Annotated in this window: 14 protein-coding genes and 1 tRNA gene; 7 read left to right on the forward strand and 8 right to left on the reverse strand. The window is 63.5% G+C overall.

Features of this window, described 5'->3' with window-relative positions:
• Positions 1-567: 567 nt before the first annotated feature.
• Entirely contained in the window at positions 568-1095 is a 528-nt protein-coding gene (locus tag NJ75_RS22700) for a ferritin-like domain-containing protein (RefSeq protein WP_169745771.1), read from the forward strand.
• A gap of 20 nt (positions 1096-1115) precedes the next feature.
• Here the strand turns inward: NJ75_RS22700 and NJ75_RS22705 are convergent, their stop codons facing one another.
• Positions 1116-1973 (reverse strand): TetR/AcrR family transcriptional regulator, encoded by an 858-nt coding sequence (locus NJ75_RS22705; RefSeq protein WP_236727236.1) that lies wholly within the window; start codon positions 1971-1973, stop codon positions 1116-1118.
• Between NJ75_RS22705 and NJ75_RS22710 the strand changes: the two genes are divergently transcribed.
• From NJ75_RS22710 to NJ75_RS22730, 5 genes are all read left to right on the forward strand, one after another.
• Positions 1887-2804: a sugar phosphate isomerase/epimerase family protein gene (locus NJ75_RS22710; protein WP_039338644.1), complete on the forward strand. Its 918-nt coding sequence runs from the start codon at positions 1887-1889 to the stop codon at positions 2802-2804. The genes NJ75_RS22705 and NJ75_RS22710 overlap by 87 nt on opposite strands.
• Complete coding sequence (locus NJ75_RS22715) at positions 2797-3201, forward strand: C-glycoside deglycosidase beta subunit domain-containing protein (protein ID WP_039338632.1); 405 nt, start codon at positions 2797-2799, stop codon at positions 3199-3201. Before NJ75_RS22710 ends, NJ75_RS22715 begins: the two co-directional genes overlap by 8 nt.
• A gap of 89 nt (positions 3202-3290) precedes the next feature.
• Entirely contained in the window at positions 3291-5669 is a 2379-nt protein-coding gene (locus NJ75_RS22720; RefSeq protein WP_082013560.1) for a TonB-dependent receptor, read from the forward strand.
• A gap of 83 nt (positions 5670-5752) precedes the next feature.
• On the forward strand, positions 5753-6679 hold the full coding sequence (locus NJ75_RS22725) for an alpha/beta hydrolase (protein ID WP_236727237.1): 927 nt from the start codon (positions 5753-5755) through the stop codon (positions 6677-6679).
• 1 nt (position 6680) lies between these two features.
• Positions 6681-8012 (forward strand): glycoside hydrolase family 1 protein, encoded by a 1332-nt coding sequence (locus NJ75_RS22730; protein ID WP_039338634.1) that lies wholly within the window; start codon positions 6681-6683, stop codon positions 8010-8012.
• 3 nt (positions 8013-8015) lie between these two features.
• On the opposite strand, the gene NJ75_RS22735 is transcribed toward NJ75_RS22730, so the two are convergent.
• The 4 genes from NJ75_RS22735 to hppD form a co-directional block, all read right to left on the reverse strand.
• Positions 8016-10328: a xanthine dehydrogenase family protein molybdopterin-binding subunit gene (locus NJ75_RS22735; RefSeq protein WP_039338636.1), complete on the reverse strand. Its 2313-nt coding sequence runs from the start codon at positions 10326-10328 to the stop codon at positions 8016-8018.
• Positions 10325-10846, reverse strand: coding sequence for a (2Fe-2S)-binding protein (locus NJ75_RS22740; RefSeq protein WP_039338637.1), 522 nt, complete (start codon positions 10844-10846; stop codon positions 10325-10327). The genes NJ75_RS22735 and NJ75_RS22740 overlap by 4 nt, the downstream gene beginning before the upstream one ends.
• Positions 10847-10932: 86 nt before the next feature.
• Positions 10933-11475, reverse strand: coding sequence for a VOC family protein (locus tag NJ75_RS22745; protein ID WP_039338638.1), 543 nt, complete (start codon positions 11473-11475; stop codon positions 10933-10935).
• Complete coding sequence (gene hppD, locus NJ75_RS22750) at positions 11472-12590, reverse strand: 4-hydroxyphenylpyruvate dioxygenase (RefSeq protein WP_039338639.1); 1119 nt, start codon at positions 12588-12590, stop codon at positions 11472-11474. The genes NJ75_RS22745 and hppD overlap by 4 nt, the downstream gene beginning before the upstream one ends.
• 198 nt (positions 12591-12788) lie before the next feature.
• Here hppD and NJ75_RS22755 point away from each other — a divergent pair, with 198 nt between their 5' ends.
• Positions 12789-13037, forward strand: a complete 249-nt coding sequence (locus NJ75_RS22755) for a hypothetical protein (protein ID WP_156451977.1) — start codon at positions 12789-12791, stop codon at positions 13035-13037.
• Between the two features lie 21 nt (positions 13038-13058).
• On the opposite strand, the gene NJ75_RS22760 is transcribed toward NJ75_RS22755, so the two are convergent.
• The 3 genes from NJ75_RS22760 to NJ75_RS22770 form a co-directional block, all read right to left on the reverse strand.
• Positions 13059-13134 (reverse strand) — tRNA-Thr (locus NJ75_RS22760).
• Positions 13135-13164: 30 nt separating this feature from the next.
• Positions 13165-14049 carry a hypothetical protein gene (locus tag NJ75_RS22765; protein ID WP_039338641.1) on the reverse strand — a complete coding sequence of 295 codons (885 nt, stop codon included), beginning with the start codon at positions 14047-14049 and terminating at the stop codon, positions 13165-13167.
• Entirely contained in the window at positions 14046-15368 is a 1323-nt protein-coding gene (locus NJ75_RS22770) for a replication-associated recombination protein A (RefSeq protein ID WP_039338647.1), read from the reverse strand. The genes NJ75_RS22765 and NJ75_RS22770 overlap by 4 nt, the downstream gene beginning before the upstream one ends.
• Positions 15369-15628 lie beyond the last annotated feature (260 nt).

A 15628-nucleotide genomic window follows, 5' to 3' on the forward strand; every position in this document is an offset into this window, starting at 1 on the left:
AGCGCCGCAATCCCAGCCGGAATGCCGACACCAAACTTCGCAAGCAGTTCCTTCGCCTGGTACTCATGGACGTTCATTCAACATCTCCTTGGCGCCGAGCGCCATATCGACCACCAGTACGCAGGAAGCATGAAGCTTGCCGCCCTGTTCACTGGTGCAAAGTTCGCCACAGCGCGCTCTCAACCCTGTATCAGCAGCCCGCAGGCCGGTCAGGAGATACCGCAAGCACGGGTTTCCCGGACAGATCAGGGCCGTGAGCGGCCTTCCGCGCAGCCTCCGTGCATTCCACGGCTTGGCCTGTCAAATGCAATTCCGCAAACTTGCGAATCTCCGATTTGCAACCATCCACGCCATCGGACAGCTCATCCACAGTGCTTGGCCGGGGCAAGGCGAGGCGACGCAGCATCGTTCATCGTCTCCCGCCTGGGGCGACGCCACCGATCGGCTTGGTAAATCGACAGAACGCCCGCTGCGTGGGGGATGCCGTTGCCACGGCAGCGAATTGGCCCGGACCCGCCGACGGCTTCCGACCGTTTAAGGGGGGACACCCTCAACCGGAGATTAATCATGGATTCGAACAACCCGACATTCGGCACGACGGCAAGCACGAACGGGGCAAGCATGAACGGGGCGAGTGTGACTGGCGGCGATCCGGATGGCGATGTCACCGTACTCAACACGCTGATTGCGACATTGCTGGACAGCGTCGAGGGCTACCAGACATCAGCCGAAGATGTCGACAACGAGCAATATCGCCGCATCTTCCTTGACCGTGCCCGCGAACGGCAGTCGGTGGTAACTAAACTGCAGGCTGCAGTTGGCCAGCTGGGCGGGAATCCCGAGGACGACAGTTCGACCATGGGGGCGATCCATCGCGCGTTTGTCGATCTGAAGTCGGCAGTCATGGGCCGCGACGACAAGGCTATCATCAACGAGGTCGAACGTGGCGAAGACTATCTGAAGGAAAAGTTCGAGACCGCGATGAACAATGCGGATCTCTCGGCTATTGCGAGGCAGGCCGTCAACGAGGCCTGGGGCTCAGTGCGCGAAGGCCATGACCAGATGCGCAACCTGAAGCACGGACTTGCGCGCTGAGCCAGCCGTTTTCCTGACCATCAGGCCATCAGCCTGAGTGCCTGCCGGACGATCTCGGGTGCGAGTTCGTCCGGCATTGGTTCCAGCGGATGTGCGCGCAGCATCGCTCGGTTGGTCTGAAGCGCAAACCCGAAGATCGCGCTCCAGATCGTGGCGATGCGCAGGCTGCGCTCACGCTCGGACAAGTGCCCCGTGGCGCGCGAGACTTCACGTCGCAACATCTGGAAGCCCACTTCCTGTTCAGGGGCAAGCTCGGGCGCTAGCTGTGGGCGGACCAGTTCGCTTTCGTACATCAGCGTGAACATGTTTGGATTTGCAGCAGCAAACCGGATGAAGTGAAGAAGGTTGGCGAAAAGCACTTCCTCTGGCGCATCTGCGACCGCTTTTTCGGTTTCGGCGAAAAGTTGGCGATACCCTTCGAGGGCCACCGCAACGAGCAGCGCCCGTCGATCGGGAAAATGGTGATACGGCGCCCCGGGGGACACGCCGATCTCCTCAGCCAGCTTTCGAATCGACAACCCTTCATGACCTTCGCGCGCGACGAACGCGCAGGCCGCTGCGAGCAGCTCGCTGCGTAGATCATCGCGGTGCGAAGGCTTGCCCCGCCGTTCCCGTATCGCTGCGTTCCCCGTCATTCCTGCAGCTTTGCTTGGTTTGACGCCAATGCGCAAGCCGCTTGCGCACCCTCTTGCGCCCCCCTTGCCCTCGTATTGATCATCGATTAATAGGCGCTCAAATAAGCGGTGATCAATAGCGTCAATCCGGACGCCGCCGCAACAGGAGAGGTTAGCGTGAGCAGCTTCAAGTATGGCGTATCGCTGTACAGCTACACTGATGACTTCGGCACGGTGATGACGCTGGACGATGCGTTCGATCATGTTGCCGACACCGGCTCGACCGGCATCGAGATCCTTGGCGAGACGAGCGTGCCGCTCTATCCTGAGCCGCCCGTTGCGTGGATCGACGACTGGTTTGCCAAGCTTGAGCGCTTTCGGCTCGAGCCGACCAATTTTGCTTGCTGGGTCGACACGCGCATCCAGCTGGACCGCAACATGAGCGTCGAAGAGGGCGCGGCGCAGATCGCGCAAGACCTGCGTCTGGCGCACAAGCTGGGCTTCAAGTTCATCCGGCCCAAGTTCGGCGTGATCGACCATGACCTGACGCCGGACCCAATCTGGGAAGGTGCGGTCGACCGGAATCTCGATCTTGCGCACGAGCTGGACCTGGTGATCCTGCCCGAGATCCATTCGCCCACGCCGATCCGTCATCCCGTTACCGACGCCTATGTGAAGTTCATCGAGCGCACCGGCACGAAGAACTTCGGCCTGATGATCGACACCGGCATCTTTCAGGATCGCCCTATCGATCACTGGGGCGGCGGCATCACCGACGAGATCAAGAAGGGCGCGCTGAGCTTCCTCAATGGCATCAACACGCCGGTCGAGCATCTGGCCGACGTGATCCAGTACGTGCCGTTCATCCAGGCGAAGTTCCACAACATCGACGAGACGCTGCATGACCACCAGATCCCGTGGGAGCGCATCGTGCCGATGCTCAAGAAGCTCGGCTACGCCGGTTATCTGTCGAGCGAGTACGAGGGTAAGCGCGACCCTTGGGTGGCGATCGAGCAGGTGCGCCGCCAGCACGCACTGATCCGCAAGCTCGAAGAAGAATATGACGCCGCGAGCATGGAGGCGGCCAATGCTTGAGCGCAGCCATATCCAGAGCACCGGCTTCCGCAACGTGGGGCCTGAAGGTGCGCGCACCGGGTTCGAGGTCCGCATCCGCCAGGCCAACTACCGCTCCTCGCGCCTGAGCCTGATCGAGGGCGTGGACATTACCGTCGACGGCGTCGTCTATCCTGCCGAGGGCAACCTGTTTCGTCTCGGCGACAAGGAATATACCCGGGATGAACTGAACGAAGCGACGCAGACCCGTCTTTACGTTGGCGACTACTTCACCGTGGTCGTTCCCAAGGAGGGCGGCCTGACGCGCGGGGTTCATCTCGTGGGCAGCGCGATCCGATATCGCCACCCCTATTTTCCGCCAGAATTTCAACCCGCCATCGTCCGCAACGAACGCCACGCGACGATCATCCTCCCCTGAAGGGCCGAACCTCCGGGGTGGAGCGCCGGCGGTGCGGACCGGTGGGCACCAGCACATTTCCGCATAATCGTTCAGAGGGAGGATAATCCGTGAACATCAGCAGGAAGACCCGGCTCGTGCAGTCGGCATCAATTGCAGCCATCGCGCTGTTCTCGTCTGTACCCGCATTCGCCCAGGCTGCCGACCAGTCGGCAGCGGACGAAGCCTCGGCACCCGGCGAAATCATCGTTACTGCCCAGCGTCGCAGCGAGAACGTGCTCAAGGTCCCGGTCAGCGTGACCGTGGTCGGCTCGGAGCAGCTGATCCAGCGCGGCGCCAATGATCTTACCGCCGTGACCAAGCTCGCACCGAGCCTTCAGGTCGCGCAGGACAATACCTTCTCGGTACGGGGTGTCGGTACGGCAACGTTCTCGAACACTGTCGAGGCCAGCGTCTCGCAGGTCATCGACGATGTCGTTCTCGGCAACCGTGAATATGCCGCCAATGCCTTCTACGACGTTGCTCGCGTCGAAGTCCTCAACGGGCCGCAGGGCCTCCTGTTCGGCAAGAATGCTTCGGCCGGTCTGGTCAACATCACCACCAACAAGCCCAAGCTCGGCGAACTGTCATTCACCGCCGATGGCGAACTGGTGCAGCGCGCGCGCCCGGGCGACGATGGCACGGGGTACCAGATCCGCTCGACGGTCAACGCTCCGCTGGGTGACAAGGCGGCGCTGCGCCTCAACGCCATCTACAGCGACCAGGACCCGATCACCGTCCCCAAGGTCAATCCGGCAGTCCGCAACGATCTGGGCCTCGAGAACCTTGGCCTGCGTGCAAAGCTGCTGTTCGAGCCGACCGACAACCTCTCGGTCTACGTGATTGGCGACTACAACCGGCAGCGCGGCATCACTGGCCGCTATGACATCACCTTCCGCCAGTTCGGCCCCGGCAGCCAGTACCCTGCGCGTGGCCTTGTCGCAGGTACGGACAACCTGAACTTCGCGGCTGAAGCGCCGAATTTCCGTGACAGCGATACCGGCGGCCTTCAGGCCAACATCAACCTGCGCCTCGGCAACGGCATGGAGCTGAGCAGCATCACCGCGTGGAAGCAGGCCAAGGTCGATTTCCAGTTCGATTCCGACCAGACGCCGTTCAACTTTTTCAGCTTCAACGGTGCCAATCAGAAGTACGACCAGTACTCGCAGGAACTGCGTCTGGCCCTCCCGAGCGGCAATGCCCTGTCGGGTCAGTTCGGGCTCTACTACTACCGCTCGGTCGGCAACAGTTCCGGCTACCGTGGTGGCAACAACGGCGTGCCAGACTTTGTCGCGGTCGGCTTCCCGTTCTGCATCGGTGCCACTGTCACGCAAGGGCCGCCGCCCGCTTGTGGCGTGAACAACCGCTCGTTCCTCGGCCAGGACTTCCAGTATCGCCTGCAGAACGACAGCTATGCTGCGTTCGGCCAGCTCGGCTACCAGCTGACCGACACCCTCAAGCTGACCGCTGGTGCGCGACTGACCTACGAAAAGGCGCAGATCAACTTGCGCGAGAACTTCGGAAACTACTTCGTCACGCTTGGCGTGAAGAAGAACGTCACCGACCAGAGCACCGACGCCACCGATCTCAGCTACAAGCTGGGCTTCGACTGGCAGGCGACGCCGGACCTGATGGTCTACGGCTTCTACGGCGAAGGCTTCAAGGGACCGGGCTTCTCGAACACGGCACCCGCGCCGAATGCCGATCTCGCCGTACGTCCGGAAATCTCGCGCGGTGGTGAACTCGGCATCAAGGGCAAGGCTCTCGACGGCGCGCTGACCTTCAGCGTTTCAGGCTTCTACACGAAGTTCTATGACCTGCAGGTTCAGGCCTTCGTGCAGGCGCTCCGCACCTTCGTGCTGGGCAACGCGGCCACGGCAACGACCAAGGGCATCGACTTCTCGTTCCAGGCACGGCCCTTCGAAGGCCTGACCCTGTCAGGTTCGGCGTCGTATGCTGATGCGACGTTCGACGACTACCCGGGCGCGCAGTGCTACCCGACGCAGACGACCGGCGGCTGCAAGGCCGACATCAACTCGTCGCTGCCCGGCTTCGTCGGCACGTTCAACGCCAAGGGCTACCAGCTGCCGCTGTCGTCCAAGTTCACCGCGACGCTTGGTGCTGAATATGCTGCGCCGATCTCGGAAGGCCTCGAAGCACAGTTCGGCGTCGGCTACTACCACCGCTCGCCGCAATCTGCCGGTATCGGCGCACCGTTCACGATCCCGACCTGGGATACGATCGACCTGCGTGCCGGCGTGAAGGCAGACAACTGGACCATCAGCCTGTTCTGCAAGAACTGCACGAACGAGATCCGTCCGATCTCGGTCGGTTCGGACGGTGGCGATGCCAACCCGGTTGGTGTTGCTCCGCCAGTGCTGACGCTGAACCAGCGCTTCAGCTTTGAATCGGTCCGCACCGTCGGCGTGCGGGCAGGCATCAACTTCTGATGCAAGAGGGGCCGCCGCCTTCGGGTGGCGGCCTTTGCTTCTGTCGCATCCGTCGAAGAGCGGACCGGCACCTGTCGAGAAGGATGAACTGGATGATCATGGCCGCACTTCGGCATTCGATTCTTGGCCTGAGCCTCGCGCTCCTTGCGAGCGCATCCGTGGATGCGCAGAGCGGCATTTCAACCGAGACGGTCGCCGCACCCGCCCAGCCGAACACCTTCACCCTGCCCACAGCCGGGAAGGTGGACCGCGAGGTCTGGCATCCCAGCGACCTTGGGCGCTATGCCGTGCGCAACGTCACCCGGCCGACGCTCACCGTGTTCCAGCCCGTCGGCAAGCCGTCGCCCGCTTCGGTGATCATTGCTCCTGGCGGGGCGTTCCTCGGCCTCGAGATGGACAAGGAAGGGTGGGAAGTGGCGCGCTGGTTCGCCAATCACGGCGTGACCGCGTTCGTGCTGAAGTATCGCACCCTGCCGACACCGGCTGACCAGAAGATCTTCGTGGCCGAACTGGACAAGATGATCGCTGGACAAAAGGCCGCCTTTGCTCCTCCGGCCGACACGCCCGCCGAAGCGCTGGCGGATGGCATCGCTGCCCTGCGTCACGTACGCGCCAATGCCGCCACCTTCGGTATCGACCCCAAGCGCGTCGGCTTCATGGGCTTTTCGGCAGGGGGCTTCCTGACGCGCAGCGTGGTGGAGAAGGGTGGCGCAGATCGGCCCGACTTTGCCGCGCCGATCTATCCCAACATGGCTGCCATGACTGTCCCTGCCGATGCGCCGCCGATTTTCGTGGCCATTGCCGCCGATGATTTTCTGCTGGCGCGCGAAAAGGGCCTGCCGCTGCTCGACAGTTATCGCGCTGCTGGCAAGTCGATCGAGTTCCATCTTTTTTCATTGGGTGGCCACGGTTTCGGGGCCGGACCCGCTGGCTCTCCTGCGGAAGGGTGGCTTGAGTTGATGTATCGCTGGATGCGCACGCAGGGCCTGCTGGCAACGGAGAAGAAGTGAGATGATCGATCGTCGCAGCTTGATGGCTTCGGCCGTGGCCCTCGGCGCTTCCGCCGCGGTCAGCGGTAGTGCGCTCGCGCGGGGTGCCAAGATGAAGCCAATTGATCCGAGGTTTCCCGAAGGGTTCCTGTGGGGCGCTGCAACTGCTGCTCACCAGATCGAGGGCAACAATCTCAACGCCGACCTGTGGGTGATCGAGAACGTCCCCGGCACGATCTTTGCCGAACGGTCGGGCGATGCCGCAAACAGCTTCGAACTCTGGCCGGTCGATCTCGATCTGGTGAAGGGCATGGGCCTCAATTCCTATCGCTTCAGCCTGGAATGGGCGCGGATCGAGCCCGACGAGGGACATTTCTCCAACGCCATGCTCGATCATTACAAGGCGATGATCGAAGGGTGCCGCGCGCGGGGCCTCAAGCCGGTCGTCACCTTCAACCACTTTACCACCCCGCGCTGGTTCGCTGCCAAGGGCGGATGGCACAATCCGGAATCGCCAGCGCTGTTCGCCCGCTTCTGCGATCGCTCCGCGCGGCATCTGGCTGCGGGCATCGAACTCGCCACCACGCTCAACGAGCCGAACCTCGCAGGTGTGATCGGCGAAATCCTGCCGCCACAGCTGCTTGCCGGTGACAAGGCGACGCAGGAAGCCGCCGCAAAGCAGCTTGGCGTGCCGCTCTATACGCCGGGCGTCTCGCTCTACATCAAGGACCCGAAGACCTACCGCGCCAACATGATGGAAGGGCATCGTCGCGGCGTTGCTGCGATCAAGGCGGTGCGGCCTGACCTTCCGGTGGGCGTGAGCCTGGCAATCCTCGACGATCAGGCGGTCGGCAAGAATTCCATGCGCGATCAGATCCGCGAGCGCTACTACAATGAGTGGCTGCGCCTGGCGCGTGAGACCTGCGATTTCATTGGCGTGCAGAACTATGAGCGCAAGGTGTGGAATGCCAAAGGTCCGCTACCCGCACCTGCCGATGCGCGCCGCAATGCCGGCGGGATCGAGGTCTGGCCGGGCTCTCTGGCTGGTGCGGTGCGGTATGCCTACGAGGTTACCAAGCTACCGGTCTACGTCACCGAGCACGGCGTCAATTCCGACGACGATGCCTTGCGCCAGTGGCTGATCCCGGCCGCGCTTGCCGAATTGAAGCGGACAATGGACGATGGCGTACCGGTGCGCGGCTATTTCCACTGGTCGCTGATCGACAACTTCGAATGGGGCTTCGGCTACCACCACCGCTTCGGGCTGCATTCGTTCGACCGCGAGACGTTCAAGCGCACGGCCAAGCCCAGCGCCGAAATGCTGGGCTCGATCGCGCGAAGGAACTCGCTCTAGGACTCAGGCCAGCGCCGCTTTGACGTATGCCGGTCGGAGCGGCAGGCGGCGCACGGGTTTGCCGGTGGCGTCAAGGACGGCTGCGGCAATGGCCGGGGCGGCCAGGGCGTTGGCGCTTTCCGAACCTTGGCCATAGTTGCCCGCAGCAAGGTTGGTTTCGAACACCACCTTGATCTCGGGCGCTTCGGCCATGGTCAGGATCGGGTAGCTGGCCCAGTCGGCCGCGGTGATCGCGCCTCGGTCGAAGCTGACTTCCTCATGCAGCGCCTGGCTCACGCCCATCAGGCAGCCAGCCTGAATCTGGCGGCGCAACTGCAGCGGATTGATGACGATGCCGACATCGGCGACCATGGTCATCCGTTCGACCTTGACTTCACCGCTCTCCGGCATGACCGCGACGTGCGCCGCGCAGGCCCAGTAGCCGTTGTCGCGCAGCATGATCGACATGCCGCGGCCCTTGACCACGCCTTTTCCGCTGGCGCGGGCGCCGGGGGCGGGTGAGGGGCGGCTGTCCCACGCGGACTCGGTGCGCAGCTTCTCGATGATCGCCTTGAAACGCGGGTCGGTAACGTGATCGAGGCGGAATTGCAGCGCGTCCTTGCCCGCCAGCATGGCCGCTTCGCTCATTGCCACTTCACGCGGGAAGTTCTGCTGGAACTGGATCGGCGTGCGCATCGAATGGTCCCGCAGGCCCACTGCGATCGGCGATTCCTTCTCGCCGATCTGCCAGGTGCTCATCGCCTTTTCGTGCACGGCGGGGCCGTTGCCGTAGACCCAGGTATCCTGCATCTCATTGATGCCGTTCTGGAACGGATCCTTGGTAACGGCCGCAGGGGCATCGATCACCGGCAGGCCGGCAAGCAGCGCACCGACCAGGCGATCATCCTGCATCGGCGGCACGCGGTGTTCGGCTGCATAGCCTGCAATGCGCCCGTCCTTGTCGAGCTTGATGGCGATATCCGCCAGCGCGCACGAGGATTGCGTGGTCCACTGCATCTCGTCGGCGCGCATCCACTGCACACGCACCGGCCGGCCAAGTTCGCGCGAGAGAAGCACGGCTTCGTCCTCGCTCCCTGCGCTGCCACCATTGGAGCGGCCATAGTGGCCCGACCCTGGATAGGTGCGCACTACCACCTTGTCCTCGCCCACGCCGAGCATCCTGGCGATCATGTGGCGTAGATGCTGGGGGTTCTGGCTGAGAGTGTGCAGGGTGACCGAGCCATCGGGGCGGTAGTCGGCCAATGTGACCATCGGGCCGATCGGGGCGTGCTTGTGGTAAGGCAGGAAGTACGATGCCTTGTGCTCCCGCGCAGCGGGCACCTTTTCGGGCTCACCCTTGTTGGACGCGCCATCGCGTGACGGGAAGACGGTCCAGTCGGCCTTCGACCGCAAATGGTCTGCCAGGCCTTCGTGGCCGGGCAGGCCCCGCCAATCGCTCCACTGCGTCTCGGCGGCAACAGCCTGAGCAGCCTGTACCGCCTCCCACTCGTCAGGTGAAACCACGGCAAGGAGGTTGCCGATCGTCACCAGTCGCGCGCCCGGAAACTGCGCTCCGTCCAGCTTCCCGGCCTTGACCAGCTTCGAACCCAGCGTTGCGGGGTGGATGGTGCGGGCGTGGAGCATGCCCGGCAACTTGACGTCGCCGACCCAGACCGCTTCGCCTGAAACCTTGGGGCGGGTCATGGGGTTGGCCGATGGCTTGCCAATGATCGTGTATTCGGACACCGGTTTCAGCGGCGGCTCGCCCTTGACCGTCAGGCCCATCGGGCTGGTCAGTTCGCCTTCTACCGGGATCGTCAGCTTGAGGTCCTGTCCTTTCACGAGATCGGCATAGCTTATCGCCTTGCCGCCGCCGGAGATGACGCCGTCCTTCACGCTCAACGCCTTGCGGTCGACCCCAAGCTTGCCCGCGGCGAGTTCAAGCGCCGCCTCGCGCATGTAGGCGGCAACCTTGCGCAGGTTCTGGACATAGCCAAGCAACCAGAACGTGCCGCCGCCATCGGGCGTGCGGTCGGTGTCGCCGGTGATCACCGTGGTCATCGCCGAGAGCGGGACGCACAGTTCCTCGGCGACGATCTGGCGATAGGCGGTGTTGACGCTGCTCTGGCCGAAATCGCATTTGCCGGTGCGGATCGTGACCGTTCCATCCGCGTTGAGCTCGATCCAGCTGGCAGCCGTGGTTGCGTCGAGCGAGGCCGGGGCGGCGGTTGGCGAAGCCTTGACCGGCAGGCTGACCGCGACGGCGAGCGCTCCCCCGGTGCCGATGAAGGCGCGGCGGGAAAGTCGGGCGCCGTGGATGTCGAGGGCTGCGCTCATGCTGCGCCTCCCTCGGCCATCAGCTTGGCCGCACGGTGCGCGCCTTCGAGGATCGCGGCATAGCTGCCGCAGCGGCACAAGTGCGGGGAGGGGCCGGAATTGGTCAGCGCCTCGCGGATATCCGCGTCGGTCGGCTTGGGGTTCGCCTCGAGAAGTTCGGTAACCTTGATCATCATGCCGAACTGGCAGATCCCGCACTGCGGCACCTGTTCGTCCACCCACGCCTGCTGGACCGGGTGCAGCCGCTGAGGGTCGGGCGCGAGGCCCTTTTTCTCGGCCCAGCGCGCGGGCAGGCCGTCAACCGTGGTGACCGGCTTGCCTTCCACCGCCGAAACCGGCGTCACGCAGGCGCGCACCTCTTCGTCGCCAAGCAGGATCGAGCAAGCCCCGCATTGCGCAAGGCCGCAGCCGAACTTCACGCCCATCACGTCCAGTTCGTTGCGAAGGACATAGAGCAGAGGCGTATCGGGCGAAGCCTTAACCTCGCGCTGCTTTCCGTTGACGACGATCTTGGTCACACGCAACTCCCCCGCGATGAAGAAACTGTTCTAACGGCAAATTCCGCCGTTGAACAGCGAAGGAGGGCGCGTCCCTGTTCCTTTGGTCAGGCCGTTGCCGGGTCCTTGTGCAGCCATTCGGCATGGCGTGGGGCGCGCTTGGTCTGGCTCCATTCCTCAAGCATCACCGGTGCAAGATCGGCCAGTTCGGCATATTGCTCTGCCGTGCCGATGTTGCAGGCCAGCTCGAGCCGGTGGCCGTTGGGATCGAAGAAATAGATCGAGCGGAAGATGCCATGGTAGGTCGGCCCCAGCACGTCCACGCCTTCCGCCTCGAGATGAGCCTTGGCTGCCTGCAGGGCTGCCTCGTCCTCCACCTCGAAGGCGATGTGCTGGACCCAAGCGGGCGTATTGGGATCCTTGCCCATTTCGGGCTGGTTCGGCAGTTCGAAGAAAGCCAGCACGTTGCCGCCCCCGCAGTCGAGGAAGACGTGCATGTAGGGGTCGTCTTCGCCGGTGGAGGGCACCTTGTCCTCGGCGAATGCGGTGGTGTAGCGCATGCCCATCACGCGCTCGTACCAGTCGACCGTTTCCTTCGCGTCGCGGCAGCGATAGGCGACATGGTGGATGCGCTTGATCTGCGGGATCATTCTGCCGTCTCCTCGACCTGGAGGACGCCACGGCGCATCTGATCGCGCTCCATGGACTGGAACAGCGCGGTGAAGTTGCCTTCGCCGAAGCCCTCGTCCTTCTTGCGCTGGATGAACTCGAAAAACACCGGGCCGATCTGGGTTTCCGAGAAGATCTGCAGCAGCAGGCGCGGATCGCCCTTTTCGGTCGAGCCATCGAGCAGGATGCCGCGGCGCTTCAGTTCGTCCACCGGCTCGCCATGGCCGGGCAGGCGTTCGTCCAGCATCTCGTAGTAGGTGTCGGGCGGGGGCGACATGAACGGTGTGCCGGTGGCCCTGAGCTTGTCCCAGCCGCCGATCAGGTCATCACAGGCAAAGGCGATGTGCTGGATGCCCTCGCCATTGTAGGCGCGCAGGAATTCCTCGATCTGCCCGCCACCGGCCTTTGCCTCCTCGTTCAGGGGAATGCGGATCTTCCCGTCCGGCGCAGTCATCGCGCGGCTGGTGAGGCCGGTATATTCGCCCTTGATGTCGAAATAGCGGATCTCGCGGAAGCCGAACACGCGCTCGTAAAACGCCGCCCAGTGGGCCATGCGCCCGCCGTAGACGTTGTGGGTGAGATGATCGATCGTATGGAAACCCGCTCCCACGGGGTGACGGTCCACCTCCGGCAGGTATTCGAAGTCGATGTCATAGATTGAAAGATCGCCGAACGCGCCGCCCTCGTATCGGTCGATCAGGTAGATGATCGAACCGCCGATGCCCCGGATGGCCGGCAGGCGCAGTTCCATCGGACCGGTGCGCACTTCGACCGGCTCTGCCCCACGTTCGATCGCGGTGGCATAGGCCCTGGCCGCGTTGCGCACGCGCCAGCCCATGCCGCAGGCGGACGGCCCGTGTTCGGCGGCGAAATACGCGGCGGGACTGCGCGGCTCGTAGTTGGCGATGAGATTGATGCCGCCCTGGCGCCACAGTTGCACGGCTTTCGAGCGGTGGTTGGCGATATGGGTGAAGCCCATTCGCCGGAACACCGGTTCGAGGCTCCCGGCCTCGGGGGCGGAAAATTCGATGAACTCGAAGCCATCGAGGCCCAACGGGTTTTCGAACAGGTCGGTCGAACTTGGGGACTGGCTCAAGGATATCTCCGATTCACCCGCGCGAAAGCGGTGGTTATGCAAAACTGGTTTCATTTAATACCAGATTGAAGCCTGCCTGTCGTGCATAATCTGCACCAGGTCGGCACGCGTCGCACCACCGCTGCCTTGCGACGAGCCGAACCGTGCCAAGGCCGCGCCGCGCGGCATCGATCGAATTCTTCGTATTTTCAGGCAACCATGGTAGAAGGAGCCATGCATGGTGGGGTTCGGTCAGGTCCCAGCGATCAGCGCCTGCGCGAGATTGCCGCGCATCTGCGCACGGCTTTCCGCGTCAGCGACGATCATGACGTGACCCTTTCCGACCTTGCAACAGCCGTCGATTCCCCTGAACTGGCTGAGATCTATCAGGAGATAAGGGCGCTACAGACGGAACAGGTCCAGCGTCTCGAGCGATTGCTTGCGCGAATTGCCGACAACGACACCTGACCTTCACAGCGCTGCAGGCAATGGTGCCGGCTACAGGATTCGAACCCGTGGCCCCCTGATTACAAATCAGGTGCTCTACCAACTGAGCTAAGCCGGCGTTGCGCGGTGCGCGTAGCGCTCCCTAGCCTTAGACGGCCCCAAACGTCCAGCCCTCGGTGCGCGCAATTTCGTCTGAAAGTTCGCGGGGGTGCCACAGGCGGGGATCGTGGGCGGCGGTGCGCAGCCATGCAGCCGTTACCAGTGCGTCGCAGGTATGGTCGTCGAGCGGACCCGCAAGCCCGGAAGGAGGCGAGCCCAGAGCCGCGAGAGCTTCGTCGAGTTCCAAGGCCGAGCGCATCTTCGATCGCGAGGCCGTCCGTCCGGCCGCCATCGCCGCGATCGTGGTGTAGATTTCGCAGATGACCGGGCCCTCGTCCGGCAGGCCATCCACCGGCCACACGCTCGCCCGGTTGGCCAGACGGTGGAGGAGTCGCATCCCCGATAGGCTGGACTTGCCGACTTGCGCCGCGCCGACGAGATTGAAATTCGAATAAGGCTTGCAACCCATCCTGCGCTGGGCGGCCTCGGTAGCCCGGAACCTCCCCTGGCCGCCACCGAACAGAGCGCCTTCGCGGCCACCGTGACGGCGGAAGAAGGCGCACAAGTCAGGGTGATCGACCAGGGCCGAGACGCCGAAATGCGGTTCGTCCCCACAAATCCCGTCAATCAGCGCCCAAAGCTCGCGGGCACTGGCTGGCGTATCCCGCCACCCGGGAAAGAATGCGCCGTGATCCGCAAATGGCAGCGAGATGCCGAGGTCCATGCCGACAAGCGCATCGTCCGGCAATTCGTTGCGCAGATAGTCCAGCACCTCGTTGCGCGACCAGCGATGGCCGGGGCGGATGCTCCTGGGAGCAGCATTGCCGCGTGTCGCCATGGCAAGCGCGATGCCCTTGTGCCGCTCTCCTGCTGCGCCAGACCAGTCTATCGCAATGAAATGACCGAAGCGGTTCCCATGACTGCCAGCTGTCATTCGCCCTGGCGCTCGCGGCGCTTGCGCTCCCACCATTCGAGGCGTTTTGCCACCTCGCGTTCGAACCCGCGTTCGACCGGGGCGTAGTAGGTCTGCGGTGCCATGCCTTCTGGCCAGTAGTTCGCGCCGGAAAAACCGTCCTCGGCGTCGTGGTCGTACTGGTAGCCCTTGCCGTAGCCGATGTCCTTCATCAGCTTGGTCGGCGCGTTGAGGATGTTCGATGGCGGCATCAGCGATCCTGTATCGCGGGCCGATTTCCAGGCCGCCTTGTGCGCCATGTAGGCCGCGTTCGATTTGGGTGCGGTGGCAATGTAGAGAAGGGCCTGTACGATCGCCAGTTCGCCTTCCGGACTGCCGAGGAACTCGTACGCGTCCTTGGCAGCAAGACATTGCACCAGCGCTTGCGGATCGGCCATGCCGATGTCTTCCACCGCCATGCGCACCAGCCGTCGCAGGACGTAAAGCGGCTCTTCGCCCGCCACCAGCATGCGCGCCATGTAATAGAGCGCGGCCTGCGGGTCGGAGCCGCGCACCGCCTTGTGCAGGGCCGAGATGAGGTTGTAATGCCCTTCGCGGTCCTTGTCGTAGACCGCCACGCGCCGCATGAGGAACTTGCCCAGGCCCTCGGGATCGAGCGGTGCCGGCAGCGATACGTCAAACAGCATTTCCGCCTGATTCAGCAGGAAGCGTCCGTCGCCATCGGCGGACGCGACCAGTGCTTCCCGGGCGGGCGGGGTAAGCGGCAGGCGCAGGCCGGTGATGTCTTCGGCCCGGTCCAGCAGCGTACCCAGCGCAGCGGCATCAAGCCGATGCAGGATCAGCACCTGCGCCCGCGACAGCAGCGCCGCGTTCAGCGCGAAACTGGGGTTTTCGGTCGTCGCGCCGACCAGCGTTACCGTGCCGTTTTCCACGAACGGGAGGAAACCGTCCTGTTGCGCGCGGTTGAAGCGGTGAATTTCGTCCACAAACAACAGCGTCCGTCGGCCGGCCAGTGCCATTGCTTCTGCTTCGGCAAAGGCCTTCTTGAGATCGGCGACCCCTGAAAACACGGCACTGATCGCGACATAGCGCATGCCCACCGCTTCGGCGAGCAGGCGCGCGATGCTGGTCTTGCCGGTGCCGGGCGGGCCCCACAGAATCATCGAGGTCAACTTGCCCGCCGCGACCATGCGCCCGATCGCGCCGTCCGGACCGGTCAGGTGGTCTTGCCCGATGATTTCCGCAAGCTCGCGCGGGCGCAGGCGATCGGCCAGCGGCGCTTCGGCGCTGGCTTCGGGCGGCGGGCGGTCCTGTGGAGGCGGGGCGAAGAGGTCGGCCATTTCCGCCGAGATAAGGTGCGCGCAGAAAAATTGCACGGGGCACTTGTCAGAATACATTTAAGATATATCTTAGACGCATCATGAAAGGATATGAATACATGAGATTCGAAAAAGGCCGCCATGGACGCGGTCGGCATGCCGTCGCGATGATGGCAATGATGGGTGGTCGGTTCGGCGGCCCGTTCGGAAAGGGCGGACCCTTCGGCGAAGATGGTCCCCCCGGTGGCGGCCCGTTCAGTGGTGGCCCGTTCGGCGGTGGC

The sequence above is a fragment of the Novosphingobium subterraneum genome, from assembly GCF_000807925.1.
In the GTDB taxonomy this organism is placed as follows: Bacteria; Pseudomonadota; Alphaproteobacteria; order Sphingomonadales; family Sphingomonadaceae; genus Novosphingobium; species Novosphingobium subterraneum.